We start from the raw sequence: 16,998 nt of genomic DNA on the forward strand, positions 1-16,998 counted from the left end.
TGAAAAAACAGGAAAGGAAGACTAACAATCAGGGAATCACGGAAACGATCTGAGCGGAAGGTCACAGAAGAGGCGGTCAGACAGTCGGAGTCGGCGTGTTCTTTTTTTGAAGTAAAAACGTTCCTTGCTCCGGTAAAGCCTCCAGACTCCCCTCTCCCCGTTCTTCAAATCTACCGAACTCTTTGCGGAAATACATTGGAATGTCTCCAACCGGGCCGTTCCGGTGCTTGCCGATATGGAGATGGATTTTATCCTTGTGTGCTTCATCCTGCGGGTCCTGGGATTGGTAGAGGAAAGTGATCATATCGGCATCCTGTTCGATATTGCCGGATTCGCGCAGGTCAGACAGAAGCGGAGGCTTCTCGCGGCGCTGGTCGACCTGGCGGGAAAGCTGGGATAGGAGGATGATCGGAATGTTATATTTCACCGCCATTTTCTTAAGGGAGCGGGTAATGTGGCCGATTTCGAGGTCGCGGCGTTCATGGCGGTCATTCGTGGACATCAGTTGGAGATAGTCGATGATGATCATCGGACGCGGAGGTTTATGTCTGCGAAGGTAAGCTCTCGTATGAGCGTGGATATCCTCGTAGGTAGGGGCGTGGGTATGGATGTCGAGTTCCCATTCGGAAATCCGCCCGACCGATTCCACGACGCCTTCATAATCGCTGTCGCTGAACATCCTCGACCGCCATTTCCTGCCGTTCACCGACGCATCCGCCGAAATCATCCGCTGCAGCAGCGGCTTGACGGCCATCTCCAGGCTGAAAATCTGGACACTGCCTCCGCCCTCACAATGATTGGCCGCAAGATGAAGCGCATAGGCCGTCTTCCCCATCGACGGACGGGCCGCCAAAATCACCAAATCGCCGGGCTGAATGCCGCCGGTTTTAATATCGAGCAGCTCATTACCTGTTCCATAACCGGTCTTCCCCTTCTCCGCTTCATCCATCTCACGGACGATTTCAAGCAGCGTTTCTTCGATCTGCTTGTCGGTGCAGTCCAGACTCAACTTGCGGTATTTCTCCGAGAACTGATAGAGTTCTTCGATTCCGTCATCTGTCGGGTCGTTCATATAGCGGGTACAGGCCTCTCCCAACGCCCTGTGACGATAGGCATCGAGGACGAGCCGCTGATCGTGCCGGAACGTAGTGGTCGTCGCAATCGATCCTGCCAGTTCCGCCAAATACCCGACGCCTCCCACTTTGCCGATTTCTCCCTTCAGCTCTGTCGTGACCGTGAGGATGGTGACCGGCTCGTTGCGCTCATGGATATTCTTCATCCCCTCATAAATCCGCCTGTGCCCGGGATTCGAGAAGTGGACCGGAAACAACAGCGCATCCTCCATCAATCCCCCATCCAACAAAATCGATCCGATCACTACTTGTTCTGCCGCTTCATTTATAAACATCCTGCGTCACCTTCCTCATCAGATTTTTCATCGCTTCTTCGAATTTCCGCTTCGTTTCCATGGATACTGCCGCCGCTTCCTGCGCCCATTTCCGTTCTTCTTCCAGCTGATCCTCCACTTCTTCCGGATACGACGCAATGTCCACGAGCCGCGGTGGAAAAGGATTCTCCCACACATACGCCGTGAGACGCTTCATTACCGGTACATACTCCATCTTCTCGATTTCCGGGACAAGCATGGCGATCGTGTTCTCAGTAAGCTGGAATTTATCCGGATAGAAATCCTTGATCGTCTTCAGCACCTTCACCGCTTCTTCATACGTCATTGCTCCCGCTCCCTTCGGAATGCTTCGAACAGGTCTTCACCGCCGCCTGCCTTCTCCTTCATCGAGTCGATGCGGTACACATCAGCGACCGTCTTCACCCCGTCTGCCGCCCACCGTTTCAGGATCGCTTCACAATACCGGAAGAAATGCTTGTTCTGCTCCACGGACCGTTTGACGGCCTCGATCACAAGCCTGTCCGAAAGCTCCTCACACCAGTAGGTGATCCGTTCGATGATCAACGGATTCAATGGGCCGATATGCTGCTCGTAGAACGTATGAGGATCGATCAAAGGAGCGTCCGCCTCCTCATGCTTGTTTTGTTTCTTTTCCTTTTGTTTATATAAAGGGGCTGTCCCACGGGCCGTACCATGGTCCGGCTCAAGGGCCGTTCCTCCGGCCGAACCGGTAATCTGTTCCGGCCCCAGCTGCGAGATCATCTCATACACCGGAGCACGGTTTCTCGCAACGAAGGTATGCTTGATATACCCCTTCTCCTTCAGCTCCTTCCGCGCCCGTTTGAAGGACGTCTCCGACAGGCGTGCCTTCGTCATGAGCACCATCGACGGCAGCGCGAACTCCTTCTTCCACCCTGCTTTGTTGTTGAAATGCATGAGCGACACCCAGAGGATCGCTGCTCCTGCGCTCATCTCCTCCATCTCCAATCGGTCCAGGAACACGTTCAACTCTTTCAAATAATTCATCCTTCCAACTCCTTTCATTTTCTGGAGGACTATAAAAAGCCTCTCAATCTATAATCGAAAGAACCTCGCATTTTGGTGTCACGTTTTTGCAAAAAAAATATTTTTTTCTGAAGAAATTCGAAAAACGATTCTGTTTACAAACCTAAAAAGTGGGAATATAATAGTCGTGTGTTAAGTTTTTACCTCAGGCAACTTTTTATGATAAAGGCAAAATATACAGAAACAGGTGAAGAAACATGAGTAGTACCAGCACAACCACATCCGCAGCAGAAGCGGTGCTGCGCGGGGATGTAAAGGGGCTGAAGCGTCTCCTTCCGTTCCTCGGACCCGCGTTCATCGCAGCCGTCGCCTACATCGACCCCGGGAACTTCGCAACGAACATCGCCGCAGGCTCCACCTACGGCTACCAATTGTTATGGGTGATCGCCTTCTCGAATTTGATGGCGGTCCTGATCCAGTCGATGTCCGCGAAGCTCGGCATCGCGACCGGCCGGAATCTCCCTGAAGTGGCACGCGACCGCTTCTCGAAAAAGACGTCGATCTTCCTCTGGATCCAGAGCGAGCTCGTCATCATCGCGACCGATCTTGCCGAATTCATCGGAGCGGCACTCGGCCTGCACCTGATCTTCGGCATCGGCATGGTTCCGTCTGCCGTCATCACGGCGCTTGCGAGCTTCGCTGTCCTTGAAATGCAGCGGAGGGGGTACCGCGCCTTCGAAACGACGATTTCCGCCATGGTGCTGATGGTCGTCCTGGCCTTTGCGCTCCAGACGTTCTTCGCGCACCCTGACTGGACCGAAGTCGGCCACGGCATCGCCGTCCCGAGTTTCGAAGGCACAGACAGCATCATCCTCGCCGCCGGCATCCTCGGCGCGACCGTGATGCCGCATGCCATCTACCTGCATTCAGCACTCACGAATAAGCGCGTCGTCGGCAGGACCGAGAAAGAGAAGAAGCAGATCTTCCGCTTCGAATTCATCGATATCGTCCTTGCGATGATCATCGCCGGTGCCATCAACATGAGCATGCTCGTCATCGCAGCCGCCCTGTTCTTCGACCGCGACATGCGCATCGACGATTTGACCGTCATGTTCAACGAACTCGGCTCGACGCTCGGACCTTTCACAGCGATCCTGTTCGGCTTCGGCCTCCTGATCGCAGGACTCTCGAGCTCATCGGTCGGCACGATGTCCGGCGACGTCGTCATGCAGGGCTTTATAAGAAAAAGCATCAACCTGTACCTCAGGCGTGCCATCACGATGATCCCGCCGCTTGCGATCATCCTCTCAGGCGTCAACGCGACGAAAGCACTTGTCACAAGCCAGGTCGTGCTGTCCTTCGGCATCGCCTTCGCGCTCGTACCCTTGATTATGTTCACAAGCAACAGGGAGATCATGGGCGGATTGAAGAACCACCGCATGACGACGGCGGCCGCCTGGGTGATCTCTTTCATCGTCATCCTGCTGAACGCCTATTTGATCGTCGATACATTCCTGTAAAAAAGCACAAAAAGAGCCGAACCTCGTCCTGAGGTTCGACTCTTTTTTTCGTCTATGAAATTATCCTGCTGCCCGCTCGGTCTGATGCTCCGGGAACCTGCCCTTCAGCTTGTGGTCGAGCACGAAGTTTCCGAACGGAATCACGGAAGCGGCGAGGGCGCCGATCATCCATTTCTTGGACCAACGGACTTGATAGGTGACATAACCGACGACGAGGACATACAACACGAACAGCGCCCCGTGGATCATCCCGTTATACGTCACGAACTCCGGAATGTCCCATATATACTTCAACGGCATCGAGATGAACAAAAGAAACAGAAACGACAAACCTTCCAGGAATCCCGTCACTCTCAATTTTCCAATCGTTGTATTCAGCATGTGCAATCTCCTTTAATCAAGGTGTTAATAGAATCTACCTCCATCTTAATCGCTCGGATAGACGGGCGCAATCCATACGGGAGGGGGATTCCTGCCGTTACGCAGCCATTGCGTCCTTCCCCTCCCTTCCAAACGTTGATAGGACAGGCTTCACGGGGACGGAACTCCATGAATCGAGGGTTTGTGACAATTCGTTGAAACCTGCTTTTCTGCACAAAAACAGACACGGGAGCGCCTCCCATGTCCTGTCACCTAAAGCCCCTGTGGAAAGCGGAACACGTTGTACGGATCATACCGTTCATTCACCATGTCCAGCCGCTTCGCATTGGCTCCGAAATATTCCCGTTCATAATCCTTCAACCCGCTGATTGGAAAATTCACATACGACCCGTCCGTGATCCGCTTGATATATTCGAAGCGCTCGCGGACCCATGCCTTGTTCTTCTCAGCGAACATATCCTCTGTCCATACGGATTGAATCCCGATGATATAGTGCGCATCCCGGTAGTAAAATGCCGTATCACGCTTATCGATCTTCGAGATCTGTCCGCCCATCGCATAGAACGAGACCGCTGCATACACCGATCCTTCCGCCGGATTCTGGACGAGCCCGGCTATCGTTTCGAACTCCTTATCCGTAAATCGCCGATCGACGAACCGCCCCGTCGATTTGAATTTCTCCGACGGCGGATACGTCTCCTCCACCTTCTGCACCGCCTCAAGGAACGGCGACTCCTCAAGCTCCACCCGGAACCCTTCCACTACCGCAAACGGCGCCAGCAGCAGCCGTGCTTCTTCCGGCGGACCGTAGAAGAACCCTTGAGCGAAGATGCCGAGCCCTTCTTCCGCCGCATGATAGAAGCTCGCCACCAGCGTCATCCGCTTGTCGAGACAAGGCAGCCACTCCTGCCAAATGTCCATCACCGCCGCCTGCTTCTCCTCCGTCGTGCCGACATAGTAGAAACGGACAAGCGTCACGTGACTGTTGACCGGCTTCGGCAGCTGGAACGTCATCTCGACGACGACACCGAAATTCCCGCCCCCGGCGCCCCGGCACGCCCAGAACAAATCTGCATGGCGGTGCTTGTTCGCTTTCACGATCTCCCCTTTGAAATTGACGAGCTCCATCTCCACCAGACTGTCGCAGCCAAGACCGAGCAGCCGGCTGGAAAATCCCCAGCCGCCCCCGAGCGTGAACCCGGCGACACCGACCGTCGGACACGTCCCCCCGGGAAAAACGTAGCCCTTCGAACCGACAAAATCGTACACTTCGGTATTCTTCGCCCCAGCCCCCATATAAAGGAGGTGGTGATGCTCATCCAACCGCAGCGCATTCAACCGGCTGATATCAATCACCAGCACGAAATCCCCCGTCGAATACCCCTCATAATGATGCCCGCCCGACCGGATCCGGATGCTCACCCGGTGCCTGCGCGCCCAGCGGATCGCATTCTTCACATCCTCTTTCCGCTCACAGTACACGATCACGAGCGGAAACTTATCGATCGCCCGGTTCCACTCCTGGCGCGCCTCTTCATATTCCGGGTCCTTCGGAGTGACCACCTCTCCTGTCAGACCTTTCAAAAACGGTATTTCCGACCCCACTTCTTCCACCTCTATTTTAATAATCGTTATCTATTATTCTATTCTTGCGTGGGAGAAAGGTGAGGGCAAAGGCGCTGGATGGAAAAGTAGTTGAATAGAGAGAAGAACGTAAGCAATCCTTCCAGTAACCTGCTTTGACTTACTTAAAAAAGAGGATTCCCGTCAACTCGGAAGCCAGATATCCTCATACCCATTCTGAATCGAATACTCATATAAATGGACCATCTTCTCTTCTTTATAGTGCAGCAAATCCCTGTCATGGACGACAAGCTCCGGATAGGTAAGCAGCGATTCATTCCGTTCTACCACATCATCCAAGTAATCCCGCACAGGAATCTTATCGTTTTTCGACGTGTTGCACCTTCTGCATGTTAACACGAGGTTCCACAGATGATCCGACTGCACAAATGACCACGGAATGAAGTGATCGACATGTGTCTGCACATCCCCTTTGGCTAAGCTGCGTCCACAGTAAAAACAGCTCTGCTCAAAATACTGCAAGAGGACATTTTCAAACGGCTTCAACGTCGAACGCTTGGCTATGCTCTCCACCTTATCCAGCAGATAATGGACGTTCGGCACTTCATTGAGCTGTTCGATCATCTTCGCCATATGGTAGTTGATCAAATCCACCATCAATCGCTGGTATTTCCGCATGAACGTCAGGACCGCCTTATGGAACTGGAACTGCTCCGTCTTATGATCGAACGCATAGAATGCCCCATGGGTATCACCGTACAGGGCTCCGAAGACGTTTGTCTTCATCACAGACTTCACCTGTTTCACTGCCCTCAACTGTATAGTAGGATCCAGTTTATCAAACGTTACATCTCTCGGGATATTCCCCTGTGATTGTATGTCCAACAATCGATTGACGACCGCAGACCCCCGCGTCCCCTGCTCCAGCTGATGATGAATCACGAGATTCCAATAGATTTTCGTAAAAGAATAGGCCAGCTGATCATAGGTGACCTGACCTTGCTCATCGACTTGGTAAAGGTTTTCGACCATCGCTTTTAACAGTCCGAATTTATAGGTGGCAGACTTCTTCGATCGTGCTGTCAGGACGATGGTGAACGTCCGCCATATTTGTTCTTCGGTGAGATAGAGGGCTTTCAATTCTCCGACCTTCAGTTTATGGCTCATCTGTCCTCTCCCTCCACAGATTCATTATTCAACTCCCCTTAACAGTAAGGGAAAATTTAGAATAATACCAAAAAAGTGCAGCCGGCAGCTGCACTTTTGATAGAAACCCCTATTTCATTCAGAAACCGCCAACCGCACGACAAGCTCCAATCCCGTTTCCAACACATCCTCATCCAAATCGAACTTCGGATGGTGGTGAGGATACCGGCTCTTCTCCCCCTGCATGCCCACGTTGATGAACAATCCTTCTTTCTCCTTCAAGTAATAAGAGAAATCTTCCGCTCCCATCACCGGTTCCAGCTCCATGAAGGCGTCCGCACCGAAGCTCGTTTCGATGAGGGCTTTCGCTTTCTTGCAGGATTCCGGATGGTTATAGAGCGGCGGGGTGCCTTCGATGAATTGGTAGTGGCCTTTGGCACCGAAGCTGTCGCTGATTTTTTCCGTGAGGGTTACGGTTTTCTGGTGCATCATGTCCGCGCCTTCGAACGTGAGGGCGCGGATCGTCCCCTTCAAATGGACTTTATCCGGCACGATGTTGTAGGAGTGGCCCGCTTCCATCTTGCCGAATGAGATCACGCCCGGGTGCATCGGGTTCAGGTTACGGCTGATGATCGACTGGAAGCTTTGGATCAGATGGGTCGCGATATAGATCGGATCTACCGTTTCGTGCGGGTTGCCGCCGTGGCCGCCGTTTCCTTCGATCGTGATGTCGAAATCATTGCAGGACGCCATCGCGTAGCCCTCGGCGAAGCCGATTTTTCCTTTCGGGACGTTCGACATGTAATGGATGCCGTAGATGGCATCGACGCCTTCGAGCACCCCGTCTTTCACGAGCTGCTGGGCGCCGCTCGGCGATTCCTCTTCCGAGCTTTGGAAAATCAACACGATGTCGTGCTTAATCTGATCCGGATGCTCCGTCATCCATTTGGCCGCACCGAGCAGCGTCGCCGTATGGCCGTCGTGGCCGCAGGCATGCATGACGCCGGGCACTGTAGAGGTATAGGGATTGTCGCCTTCTTCCTGAATAGGAAGGGCGTCCATATCGGCACGGAGGGCGATCGTTTTCTTCCCTTCCGTCCCTTTGAAAAGGGCGACGACGTTCGGTTCCGAGAATCCAGGCAGAACCGGGATGCCGAGTTCCTCCAGCTGTTTCTTTACGTAAGCGGACGTTTCGTGCTCCTGACCGGACAGTTCCGGGTGCTTATGGAAGTGTCTCCGCTGGTCGATCGTCCATTGGGTCAGTTGTTTATCTATCGCTATCGTTGTCATCATGTCAGCTACCTCCGTTGGTCATAAAGCTTAGAATGGGCCGAATTGGATGGCCTGGGCGATCAGCAGGAAGACGATGGCCATGCCGATCTGGATAAGGATGAGCGGGTACACCCACTTCACCCACTTCGTATATGGAATGCCGGCCATGGCGAGTCCTGCGACGAGGACGCCCGATGTCGGGAAAATCGAGTTCGAAATACCGTCGCCAAGCTGGAAGGCGAGGACGGCTGTCTGTCTCGTCACACCGACGAGGTCGGCGAGTGGTGCGATGATCGGCATCGTCAGCGCCGCCTGTCCGCTTCCGGACGGGACGAGGAAGTTCAGGAACAGCTGGACGAAGAACATGCCGATCGCGTTCAAGGCAGGGGTCAGTTCTCCTAAGAAGCTCGCTGCATAGAACAGGATCGAATCCATCAATTTCCCGTCCTGGAAGACGACGATGATCGCCTGGGCGAAACCGATGATGAGGGCGCCCGCCATCACCTGTTTGGCACCGTCCATCAGGCTGTCCGCGATTTTATTCGGGGACATTCTCGCAATGATTCCGACGAGGACGCCGAACAAAAGGAAGAGTGCAGCGATCTCTCTGATATACCAGCCGAACTGTAGCACACCGTAGATCAGTACGCCGAAGTTCGCAAGGAAGACGAGAAGGATCCATTTGTGATGCGTCTCCATCTTCACTTGGGATGTCGTTTTCAACTTATCTTTCGGAGCATTTCCGAGATAACGGAGCTCCGGATACTTTTTCACTTTTTTCGCATAGCGGTAAATGTAGAAGACTGCGACCAGATAGAAGCTCGCAAGCAGGATGATCCGGAATCCCATGCCCGAATAAAGCGGCAGTTCGGCGATCCCTTGAGCGACGGCGACGTTGAACGGGTTCATCACCGCACTCATGAAGCCGATGTTCGCACCGATCGCAACCATGGCGTAGCCGACGATCGAGTCGAATCCGAGCGAAATCGCAAGCGGAGCGACGATGGCGATGTAGATGATCGTCTCCTCCGCCATCCCCATCAACGACCCGAGGATCGCGAAGAACAGGGTCAGCACAGGGATCAGCAGCAGTTCCTTATCCGCAAGCTTCTTCGTAAGCGTGAAAATCAGCGCATCGAGCGCCCCGGTCGCCTTCAGGATTCCGAAGGCACCGCCGATGATGAGGACGAAGAAGATGATCCCCGCTCCGTTCACCATTCCGGTATGGATGCTTCCGAATACGTCGAAGAAGCCGACCGGCGACTGATCCGTGAACTCGAAGGAATCAGGATCGACGACCGTACGTCCGTCCTGTTCGACCCGCTGATATTCCCCCGCCGGCAGGATATAAGTCAGTACCGCGGAAAGGATGATGACCCCAAAGATGAGTGCAAAGGCGTTGATGTTGATTCCCTTGTTCTCCTTCGGTTGATTCGGTTGTGGTGTCGTTTGCTGATTACTATGTGCCATCTGCCTGATCTCCTTTTCGTGAAGCTGGAAGTAAACGAAAAACAGCAGCGTCCCCGCCGCTGCTGCATCAGTAGGTATGTATCCATCATGCCGTGACAATGATCCCGATCCAAGCTTCCCTCTGACTGCGCTTTTGACGTCCAACTCTATGAATGTTTATGCATTATATCGTATATTAAAACAATCGATAACGCAAGGAGATAATCAATTAATTTGAATAAAAAGATGGACTTTTGTATAAATATTCGTTTTACAGCTTCATACTCTCATAGATTTCCAGAAGCGTACCGGCCGGATCCCGGAAATGGGCGACCTTGATCCCCCAATCCTTCTGTTCCGTCGGCGTAGTAAGAAACGTCACCTTCTCCCGCATCTCCTCATACACCGCTTCCACATCATCCACCCGGAAGATCAGCGCCGCCGTATCGACCCGAGGGATTTCCTCCTTATATATCTCCCCGACCGCCTCCATCATCTGCCTGCGCTCGAACAGACCGAGCGTACAGCCTTGGAAACGGAAATCGGCATAGTTCGAATCCTCATCTCCCCAAACGACCGCAAAGCCGAGGACATTCTTATAGAAGTGAAAGCATTCCTTGTAGTTATCGACAAGAAGGCGGGTGTGCGTCATTTCCATCTGCATGTCTCCTTTTACGGTTTTCTTCATTTTACCAAATTTTCTAACTATTTTCTCCGTAAAAAAAGCAAGGCTCCATAGAGTCCTGCTTCTTTCATTAGAACAGAAAATAACCATGGATGGCACCAATCAGTGGAAAAATAATCAGATGGTCCCCGATAGCTATATACATATTCCTTCTAGATAGCAGGCCGAACAGGGAATTCTTCACATACACGACCGATATGAGTAAACCGACGATAAGCCCGAGGAAAGCACCTGGAAGGATTCCCTGCTGATGGAAAGCCTGAACGAGAGCTCCGATCAGGAAAGAACTGATAAAGCCGATAAGGACAGCGGCAGCATAGTGGGCCGGATGGTTCGCCCCCTCCTTCCCTTTCAATCGAAGAGAATAATAGATTGTCCCATAAAGAATGTAAATAACAGCGCCGACAATAACGGCAATCAGAGATACTTCCATAAATATTATATTCCTCCTTTAACTCGGCTCGATCGGCAAGGCGATGGCACGAATGCGGACCTGGAGCGACAGTCCACCACTCTCCTCGAATATTTCGGTCATTTCAAGAGGGTTCCCCAAGTATTTATATCCAGACTGCGGCAGCCAATAGCTGTACAGCTCTGAATAGCATTCAATCAGCATCCCTCGATCCTCATAGGGAACAGGGATGTCGAAGGAATAAACGACATACTTCCCACCAGGGAACCGCTCCACGCTCTCCCCATCCACCTGCGCAGGGTCCACCGTCACTCTACAGTCGTAGAAACTTTTCTCCGGCGGGGTGATGTACGGATTATTCCGTGGCTCACCAATCATCAACGTCGATGCTCCCAACAGGTCCCTGGATTTACACCAATGATAGGCGCCCTTCCACACATCTGGAATTCCGGATGTGTAGGACCCGATATGATAACGGTTCACGGTAAAGGATTCAGGAAGGCGGGTGACCTCGACCTTATCCAAATCGAGCCATTTGAATTCATTATAGGCTTCATCTTCCACATCTGCTTTCGAGTTTCTGCGGAGAAGTTTAGAATTCTTGCTGTTTTTATACTCCCTCGGAAACCGCTCCAGATAAGCCCCCTTCCTCCACAGCTTCGGACTTGTACGGAAATATGACTGGAAGGAATAGGTGAAATACGATATGGAGGAGAACCCGCAGGTCATGCCTACTTCTGTAATCGCAAGGTGGGGCTCATAGATTAATAGATGGGCAGCCTGTTCGAGCCGCATCCGCTTTACGAACGCGGCAGGGGTTTCCCCGATCATCTCTTTGAATAAGCGTTGAAAATAATACGGCGAATATGAGGATAACTTAGCCAGACGAGAAAGGCTTAAATCCTCCGTTAAATGGGTGGTTATGTAATCAATGACCTTCACCATCAACTGTTGCTGCACTTTATTCCGGGACATGGAAACCCTCTCCTTTATACGATTCTTACATGAATTTCAGCAGAAAACAGAGGGATCTCAGGTAAGAATGGGGATAAATTAAACAATATGCAATACACTTTCTCCGAGCTCTTTGCCTATCCAGAACAGCCTTCTTTTCGTGGTACTATCGCCACTCAGCCGATGCTTTTTTTCATCTGATACTGTTGGATGACATCCCCCGCCACAAGATCCGCCAACCCTTCATATTCCTTCGTATCCATCATGAAATTATGAACGGAAAGCTGTTCGATTCCGAAGTCCACCTTCAACTGCTGGAGGATGGCGGGGATGCGGGCCGTCAGCGATTGATCGGTCACCTGCATCTGCAGGACCATCGCCTTCGCTTCTCTCTGCATGAAGGATATCCAGCCGACCCTTTCCCCGTCCAGACAGATGTGGTACGCATTCCCCGTCCGTTCCAGGCGGTTCTGCCACGGCGTGCGGTACGGTTCCGTCACATCCTCCTCCTCTTTTTCAAAGCGTATGTCCGGAAGACCATCATCCGGGGACGGCAAAGCGCCAAGCCCGGCGACCATCAGTTCGTTGATGGTTTCGAATCCGTATGCCTCATAAATCTGCCAGGCACGTGTGTTTTCCATGATCACTTCAAGCAGGACTTCGGCACAGTCCGCTTCTTCCGCGGTTTTGACAGCGAAGTCCAGCAGTTTGCGGGCGATGCCCCTTCCCCGGAACTTCGGACGGACGGCCATGCCGCCGATCCACGCCTGCTTCGTCTCCTGGAACACATCGATCCCAAAGAGCAGGACGGCGGCGATCTCCTCTTCTTCTATGTACACGACCGAGTGCTCCTTCGATAATCCCTGCTTCTCGATACGGTTCGCGAGTTGGTCTTCTGTCATCTGCATCGGCACGACGTAATCGGAGAATCCGTCGTTCATCGCCTCCGTCACATCCCCGAGCGGCACAGCTTGCATAGATTGGAACATTTCCAACGCCTCCTCTAGCCCTTTTCTATTATTATACCAAGAACCCCCTCCCTAAAGTCATAGAACGATAGGTACATATCCCCCGAAACCCGTTGAAATCCTTTCCAGTTATGTTACGGTGGAATTAACTGGAAGTTATCAAACAACTAAAGGAGTGGAGCGCATGAGAAAAAGCTTTCAGCTGTTAGGCATGGCCGTCGTCCTTTTGGTTTTCGGTTTCAGTCTCCCGATCACATCCTTCGCCGCCGGCACGGGTGGACAGTCGGGATCGATCGACCTTGCGAACTTGAATGATAACGAAAACGTTACGATTGAAAAATTGACCTATGATGAGATGATTGAAGAAATCGCCGCCAATGAGGGCATTTCCGTCGAGAAGGCGAAAGCCCAGCACCCGGATAAATCGAACGAACTGCAGAACGCCGCATCCAAACGTGCGACGACAGAAGGAAGCTCTTGCGGAGCCGTCGACCCGCACCGGATCGGCGTCAGCCTTGATGTGAGCTCTACACCTCTATGTCTGGACATGCGGTAGCGGATCCTTCTATTCTTTTGAAGAAATCGAAGATGTCGATATCAACCGTTCTTACAACGGAACATCAAAAGGCTTCGGCGGCAGCATCAAAGCCGAATTGACGAGCTCGACGACCATCTGGTGGAAGGTGAACGGAGACTTCTATAACAACCAGGAAATGACGATCTCCGGCTCTGCGACAGCGAGCGGCCTCGTCTGGTCCGGCACAGCCTCTGTCAGCAGCACATCCAACCACTACGCCTATATCTACGACTATGACACGTATTCCATTTATTAAAAAAACGACCAAATAGAGGCATCCGCCTATTCAACAAAATCGGTCCATCTGTTAAGGTGACTATAAATACGGCTCCAAAGAGGTGCATACCATGAAGCTATTCAAATGCTTGATTGTCGGTTTATCCGCCCTGGCTCTGGTCGCATGCCAAAGCCAGGACACCGCATCCGGAAACGAGACGGAAGATACCGGGGCTTCGGAAGAGGAAGCGTCCTATGACGGGAAGCCCCTCGTCTTTGCTTACGCAGGGGAAGACGAACCGCCGGAAGTGGAGAACCTGGAATTGGTCCCTGTCGATTTGGCAGAGCTTGAGAGCGATGAACGCGACTATGACGGCTTGATCGTATCGAAGGATGCCTTCGATACGGCCGACGGGAACGAGTACGTCGAGTTTTACGAGCAGTCCCCGTACCCGATTTTCTTCCTCGGAGCGGATGAGACGCACATCCATGCGTTTCTGATGGAAGACCTGTCTGTCGGTACCGTGAATAACGAAGGTGCCGGCTACGTCCAGGGCGTCTACAACAGCCCGGACGGCGAGAAGAAGACGTGGGACATCTACCCGGAAGAAGGAGAGGAGAACGTCGATGAAGCGATGATCTACGAGATTGCCGACGTCGTGGAGACGTTCCAGAACGAACAGGAAGCATGATCATAGAAGCCGCCGCGCCTTTCCCTCGATGGGCGCGGCGGCTTCTTGATGTTTTGACTCCCATAATTTTCTTCCCGTATGATGGAAGGGACAAAACCATAGGGAAGTGTAACCAGTGAATAAAAGGATAAACCCGGAGCTGCGGGAACATCTCGACCAGTTTCCCGGCTTCGACGACTACATGAACGAAGCCTATCTGCCTGCGATCCGTGCAAATTCCGCCGAAAGGAAGGAGCCGTACACGGATCCGGCCGTTTCCATGACCGATGAGACGATCACAGGACCGGACGGCGATGCGCTGAAATGGAAAATCTACCGGCCGAAGGACAGCGACGAGACGCTGCCTGTCCTGTTGTGGATGCATGGCGGCGGATTCATCCTCGGTGCTTATGACGAAAGCGACGGCCTGTGCAGCGACATCGTCAAGACGGCCGGCTGTGTCGTCGTTTCCGTCGACTACCGCCTTGCCCCGGAGCACCCGTATCCCGCTGCGCTCGAGGATTGCTATGCGGCGCTGACGTGGATCGCCGACCATCACGAAGCGATGAACATCGACCGCGACCGGATCGGCGTCGCCGGCGTCAGTGCCGGAGGCGGCTTGACGGCGGCACTCGCCCTGCTTGCCCGGGACCGGCAATACCCGTCGATCTGTTTCCAAATGCCGCTCTATCCGATGATCGACGACCGCAACGACACTCCGTCGGCGCACGAAATCACCGAAGGGATGGTCTGGAACCACAAGACGAACGCCTTCGGCTGGCGGATGTATTTAGGTGCTCTTCACGACACGGACGACGTCACCGCCTACGCCGCCCCTGCCCGGGCCGAGGACTACAGCGGACTGCCGTACACGTACACGTGCATCGGCCAGCTCGACCCCTTCCGCAGCGAAACGCTCACCTATGTCACGAAGCTTGCCAAAGCAGGGGTGGACGTCGAATTCCATCTCTATCCCGGCGCCTACCACGGCTTTGAACAAGTCGCACCGGAAGCAGCCTTATCGAAGCGCGCCCGGGAAGAATATATCCAGGCCGTGAAGCAGGCCTTCGAACGGAAAGAAACATAAAAAGGACGGAGCCGAAGCTCCGTCCTTTTTTCTGATTCATACCATCCGGTCCTCCGTCACCGCCTTGCGGAAATCGGAATGATAGACGATGTGCTCCCGGTTGAACTCGACCGGCGACTTCAATCCGGCGATGGCGGCGAGGTCGAAGAGCCCTTTGCGGAGCGCGATCAAGTAATTGGTGACGCGGTACTCCTTCTCCTCGATCGTCAACGCCTCCTGAAGCTTCTTGTCCGTCGTGGCGACGCCGACCGGGCACGTGTTCTTATGGCATACCTGCGACATGATGCAGCCGACGCTGATCATGAAGCCGCGGGCGATGTTGATCAGATCCGCCCCGAGCGCAAGCGCCATCGCGATCTTATCCGGCGTCAGCAGCTTCCCGGAAGCGATGATCTTCGTCCGCTCCCGCAGGCCGTGCCGATTCAAGGCGTCATCGACCATCGGAACTGCTGAGAACGCCGGCAGTCCGACCGAATTGGCGAGGGCATAATAGGACGCGCCCGTACCGCCCTCGCTGCCGTCGACCGTGATGAAATCCGGGACGATGTTTTCCTCCTCCATCGCTGCGATCAGCCGCTCCAGCTGCTTCTCGCTTCCGACGACGATTTTCATGCCGACCGGCTTGTCCCCGACCGTCCGCAGCTCCTCGAGAAAATGAAGCAGCTGTGCCGGCGTATCGATCCCGGGGAAGCGGTTCGGACTGTCGATCTCCTCACCCGCCTTCACCTTACGGATCTCGGCGATTTCTTCGGTGACCTTCCTGCCGTCGACGTGCCCGCCCCTCGTCTTCGCGCCTTGGGCGAGCTTCAGCTCGAAAGCCTTGATCTGATCGGTCCCGGCATGGTTACGGAACTCCTCCCAGGAAAAATCGCCGTCTTTCGTGCGCACGCCGAACAAGCCTGGGCTGATCTGCATGATGATATCGACGTCGCCCTTCAAGTGGTAGGGCGACACACTGCCTTCCCCCGTGTTCATCCACGTACCGCCCGCACGGCCGAGCCCTTTCGACAGCGCCGTGATCGCATGATCGCCGAGCGACCCGAAGCTCATCGCCGACTGGCCGATCAATCCCTTCGGCCTGAACGGCTGTGTCACCGTATCCTGCCCTAACACGACACGATCGTCCTCATGAAGATAGACCGGGTCGAGCTCGCCATCCTCCGCATGCTCCCGCCGGCTGAACAACTTCTCCTTATCGACGTCATACAGCTTCGTCGCGACCGGTGCCGCTTCCTCTTTGCGCAGCTCCTCATCCTTGACCGGGAACATGTCGTTCACCAAATAGTACCCGTCTTCCGTGAAATCCCGCTCCGCACCGTACGACATCAGCCGGGAATTGTATTTCGCCGCCTTGTTGACGAATTCGAATTCCTTGCGGTTGAACGGCTTCCCTTCCCTGTCATTATGGAACAGATACTGCCGCAGCTCCGGACCCATCTTCTCGATTATGTAGCGGAACTTCCCGAGCAGCGGATAATTGCGCAGGACCGAATGCTCCTCCTGCTTCTCATCATGAATATACAGCCGCAGCAAAAGCACGACCGGAACAAAAACGACAATCGCGAACAATACGGACAAACTCACCAACAGCACACTGTCCACTGTGCTCCACTCCTTCCAAATATGGGAATATAACTTTTCTACCCCGGAAGAAGCCGATAAA

18 protein-coding genes are annotated in these 16,998 nt (G+C 53.4%); 5 read left to right on the top strand and 13 right to left on the bottom strand.

What is annotated here, in order from left to right; genetic code table 11:
• Window positions 1–76 precede the first annotated feature (76 nt).
• From D479_RS04880 to D479_RS04890, 3 genes are read right to left on the bottom strand one after another with little or no spacing between them, the layout of a single operon-like run.
• Window positions 77–1,408, bottom strand: a complete 1,332-nt coding sequence (locus D479_RS04880; RefSeq protein WP_008634320.1) for a replicative DNA helicase — start codon at window positions 1,406–1,408, stop codon at window positions 77–79.
• Entirely contained in the window at window positions 1,395–1,733 is a 339-nt protein-coding gene (locus tag D479_RS04885) for a hypothetical protein (protein WP_008634321.1), read from the bottom strand. Before D479_RS04885 ends, D479_RS04880 begins: the two co-directional genes overlap by 14 nt.
• Window positions 1,730–2,434: a DnaD domain protein gene (locus D479_RS04890; protein WP_008634322.1), complete on the bottom strand. Its 705-nt coding sequence runs from the start codon at window positions 2,432–2,434 to the stop codon at window positions 1,730–1,732. The genes D479_RS04885 and D479_RS04890 overlap by 4 nt, the downstream gene beginning before the upstream one ends.
• 236 nt (window positions 2,435–2,670) lie before the next feature.
• Between D479_RS04890 and D479_RS04895 the strand changes: the two genes are divergently transcribed.
• Window positions 2,671–3,933, top strand: a complete 1,263-nt coding sequence (locus tag D479_RS04895; RefSeq protein ID WP_008634323.1) for an Nramp family divalent metal transporter — start codon at window positions 2,671–2,673, stop codon at window positions 3,931–3,933.
• Between the two features lie 60 nt (window positions 3,934–3,993).
• Here D479_RS04895 and D479_RS04900 read toward each other — a convergent pair whose 3' ends face one another.
• The 9 genes from D479_RS04900 to D479_RS04945 all read right to left on the bottom strand — a co-directional run bounded on the left by D479_RS04900 (window position 3,994) and on the right by D479_RS04945 (window position 12,805).
• A complete protein-coding gene (locus D479_RS04900) occupies window positions 3,994–4,314 on the bottom strand; it encodes a DUF3817 domain-containing protein (RefSeq protein WP_008634324.1) in 321 nt (106 codons plus the stop codon).
• A gap of 252 nt (window positions 4,315–4,566) precedes the next feature.
• Complete coding sequence (locus D479_RS04910) at window positions 4,567–5,919, bottom strand: FAD-binding oxidoreductase (RefSeq protein WP_008634326.1); 1,353 nt, start codon at window positions 5,917–5,919, stop codon at window positions 4,567–4,569.
• Window positions 5,920–6,081: 162 nt separating this feature from the next.
• Window positions 6,082–7,065: an HNH endonuclease domain-containing protein gene (locus D479_RS04915; RefSeq protein ID WP_008634328.1), complete on the bottom strand. Its 984-nt coding sequence runs from the start codon at window positions 7,063–7,065 to the stop codon at window positions 6,082–6,084.
• A 114-nt stretch (window positions 7,066–7,179) separates the two neighbouring features.
• Complete coding sequence (locus D479_RS04920) at window positions 7,180–8,337, bottom strand: amidohydrolase (protein WP_008634329.1); 1,158 nt, start codon at window positions 8,335–8,337, stop codon at window positions 7,180–7,182.
• A 27-nt stretch (window positions 8,338–8,364) separates the two neighbouring features.
• Entirely contained in the window at window positions 8,365–9,786 is a 1,422-nt protein-coding gene (locus tag D479_RS04925) for an SLC13 family permease (protein WP_008634331.1), read from the bottom strand.
• A gap of 250 nt (window positions 9,787–10,036) precedes the next feature.
• On the bottom strand, window positions 10,037–10,423 hold the full coding sequence (locus D479_RS04930; RefSeq protein WP_008634334.1) for a VOC family protein: 387 nt from the start codon (window positions 10,421–10,423) through the stop codon (window positions 10,037–10,039).
• 97 nt (window positions 10,424–10,520) lie between these two features.
• Window positions 10,521–10,883, bottom strand: a complete 363-nt coding sequence (locus D479_RS04935) for a DUF1761 family protein (protein WP_008634336.1) — start codon at window positions 10,881–10,883, stop codon at window positions 10,521–10,523.
• 18 nt (window positions 10,884–10,901) lie between these two features.
• A complete protein-coding gene (locus tag D479_RS04940; RefSeq protein ID WP_008634338.1) occupies window positions 10,902–11,837 on the bottom strand; it encodes an AraC family transcriptional regulator in 936 nt (311 codons plus the stop codon).
• A 155-nt stretch (window positions 11,838–11,992) separates the two neighbouring features.
• Complete coding sequence (locus D479_RS04945; RefSeq protein WP_008634340.1) at window positions 11,993–12,805, bottom strand: GNAT family N-acetyltransferase; 813 nt, start codon at window positions 12,803–12,805, stop codon at window positions 11,993–11,995.
• A gap of 163 nt (window positions 12,806–12,968) precedes the next feature.
• Between D479_RS04945 and D479_RS04950 the strand changes: the two genes are divergently transcribed.
• From D479_RS04950 to D479_RS04960, 4 genes are all read left to right on the top strand, one after another.
• Window positions 12,969–13,340, top strand: coding sequence for a hypothetical protein (locus tag D479_RS04950; protein WP_008634343.1), 372 nt, complete (start codon window positions 12,969–12,971; stop codon window positions 13,338–13,340).
• Between the two features lie 97 nt (window positions 13,341–13,437).
• Window positions 13,438–13,617 (top strand): hypothetical protein, encoded by a 180-nt coding sequence (locus tag D479_RS20435; RefSeq protein WP_152413318.1) that lies wholly within the window; start codon window positions 13,438–13,440, stop codon window positions 13,615–13,617.
• A gap of 91 nt (window positions 13,618–13,708) precedes the next feature.
• The gene (locus D479_RS04955; RefSeq protein WP_008634345.1) at window positions 13,709–14,269 is read left to right on the top strand and encodes a hypothetical protein; all 561 of its coding nucleotides are present in this window, start codon (window positions 13,709–13,711) and stop codon (window positions 14,267–14,269) included.
• A gap of 115 nt (window positions 14,270–14,384) precedes the next feature.
• Window positions 14,385–15,335, top strand: a complete 951-nt coding sequence (locus tag D479_RS04960) for an alpha/beta hydrolase (RefSeq protein WP_008634346.1) — start codon at window positions 14,385–14,387, stop codon at window positions 15,333–15,335.
• A 36-nt stretch (window positions 15,336–15,371) separates the two neighbouring features.
• Here the strand turns inward: D479_RS04960 and D479_RS04965 are convergent, their stop codons facing one another.
• Window positions 15,372–16,937, bottom strand: coding sequence for an FMN-binding glutamate synthase family protein (locus D479_RS04965; protein ID WP_008634348.1), 1,566 nt, complete (start codon window positions 16,935–16,937; stop codon window positions 15,372–15,374).
• Window positions 16,938–16,998: the final 61 nt, after the last annotated feature.

Source organism: Halobacillus sp. BAB-2008 (assembly GCF_000328325.1).
Taxonomy (GTDB): Bacteria; Bacillota; Bacilli; order Bacillales; family Halobacillaceae; genus Halobacillus.

What these genes read in the sequence shown, in the direction of transcription:
- D479_RS04915 (WP_008634328.1), bottom strand. Translation starts at nt 7,065, where the DNA reads ATGAGCCATAAACTGAAGGTCGGAGAATTGAAAGCCCTCTATCTCACC.
- D479_RS04895 (WP_008634323.1), top strand. Translation starts at nt 2,671, where the DNA reads ATGAGTAGTACCAGCACAACCACATCCGCAGCAGAAGCGGTGCTGCGC.
- D479_RS04925 (WP_008634331.1), bottom strand. Translation starts at nt 9,786, where the DNA reads ATGGCACATAGTAATCAGCAAACGACACCACAACCGAATCAACCGAAG.
- D479_RS04885 (WP_008634321.1), bottom strand. Translation starts at nt 1,733, where the DNA reads ATGACGTATGAAGAAGCGGTGAAGGTGCTGAAGACGATCAAGGATTTC.
- D479_RS04930 (WP_008634334.1), bottom strand. Translation starts at nt 10,423, where the DNA reads ATGGAAATGACGCACACCCGCCTTCTTGTCGATAACTACAAGGAATGC.
- D479_RS04900 (WP_008634324.1), bottom strand. Translation starts at nt 4,314, where the DNA reads ATGCTGAATACAACGATTGGAAAATTGAGAGTGACGGGATTCCTGGAA.
- D479_RS04890 (WP_008634322.1), bottom strand. Translation starts at nt 2,434, where the DNA reads ATGAATTATTTGAAAGAGTTGAACGTGTTCCTGGACCGATTGGAGATG.
- D479_RS04950 (WP_008634343.1), top strand. Translation starts at nt 12,969, where the DNA reads ATGAGAAAAAGCTTTCAGCTGTTAGGCATGGCCGTCGTCCTTTTGGTT.
- D479_RS04920 (WP_008634329.1), bottom strand. Translation starts at nt 8,337, where the DNA reads ATGATGACAACGATAGCGATAGATAAACAACTGACCCAATGGACGATC.
- D479_RS04935 (WP_008634336.1), bottom strand. Translation starts at nt 10,883, where the DNA reads ATGGAAGTATCTCTGATTGCCGTTATTGTCGGCGCTGTTATTTACATT.
- D479_RS04880 (WP_008634320.1), bottom strand. Translation starts at nt 1,408, where the DNA reads ATGTTTATAAATGAAGCGGCAGAACAAGTAGTGATCGGATCGATTTTG.
- D479_RS04940 (WP_008634338.1), bottom strand. Translation starts at nt 11,837, where the DNA reads ATGTCCCGGAATAAAGTGCAGCAACAGTTGATGGTGAAGGTCATTGAT.
- D479_RS04955 (WP_008634345.1), top strand. Translation starts at nt 13,709, where the DNA reads ATGAAGCTATTCAAATGCTTGATTGTCGGTTTATCCGCCCTGGCTCTG.
- D479_RS04945 (WP_008634340.1), bottom strand. Translation starts at nt 12,805, where the DNA reads ATGTTCCAATCTATGCAAGCTGTGCCGCTCGGGGATGTGACGGAGGCG.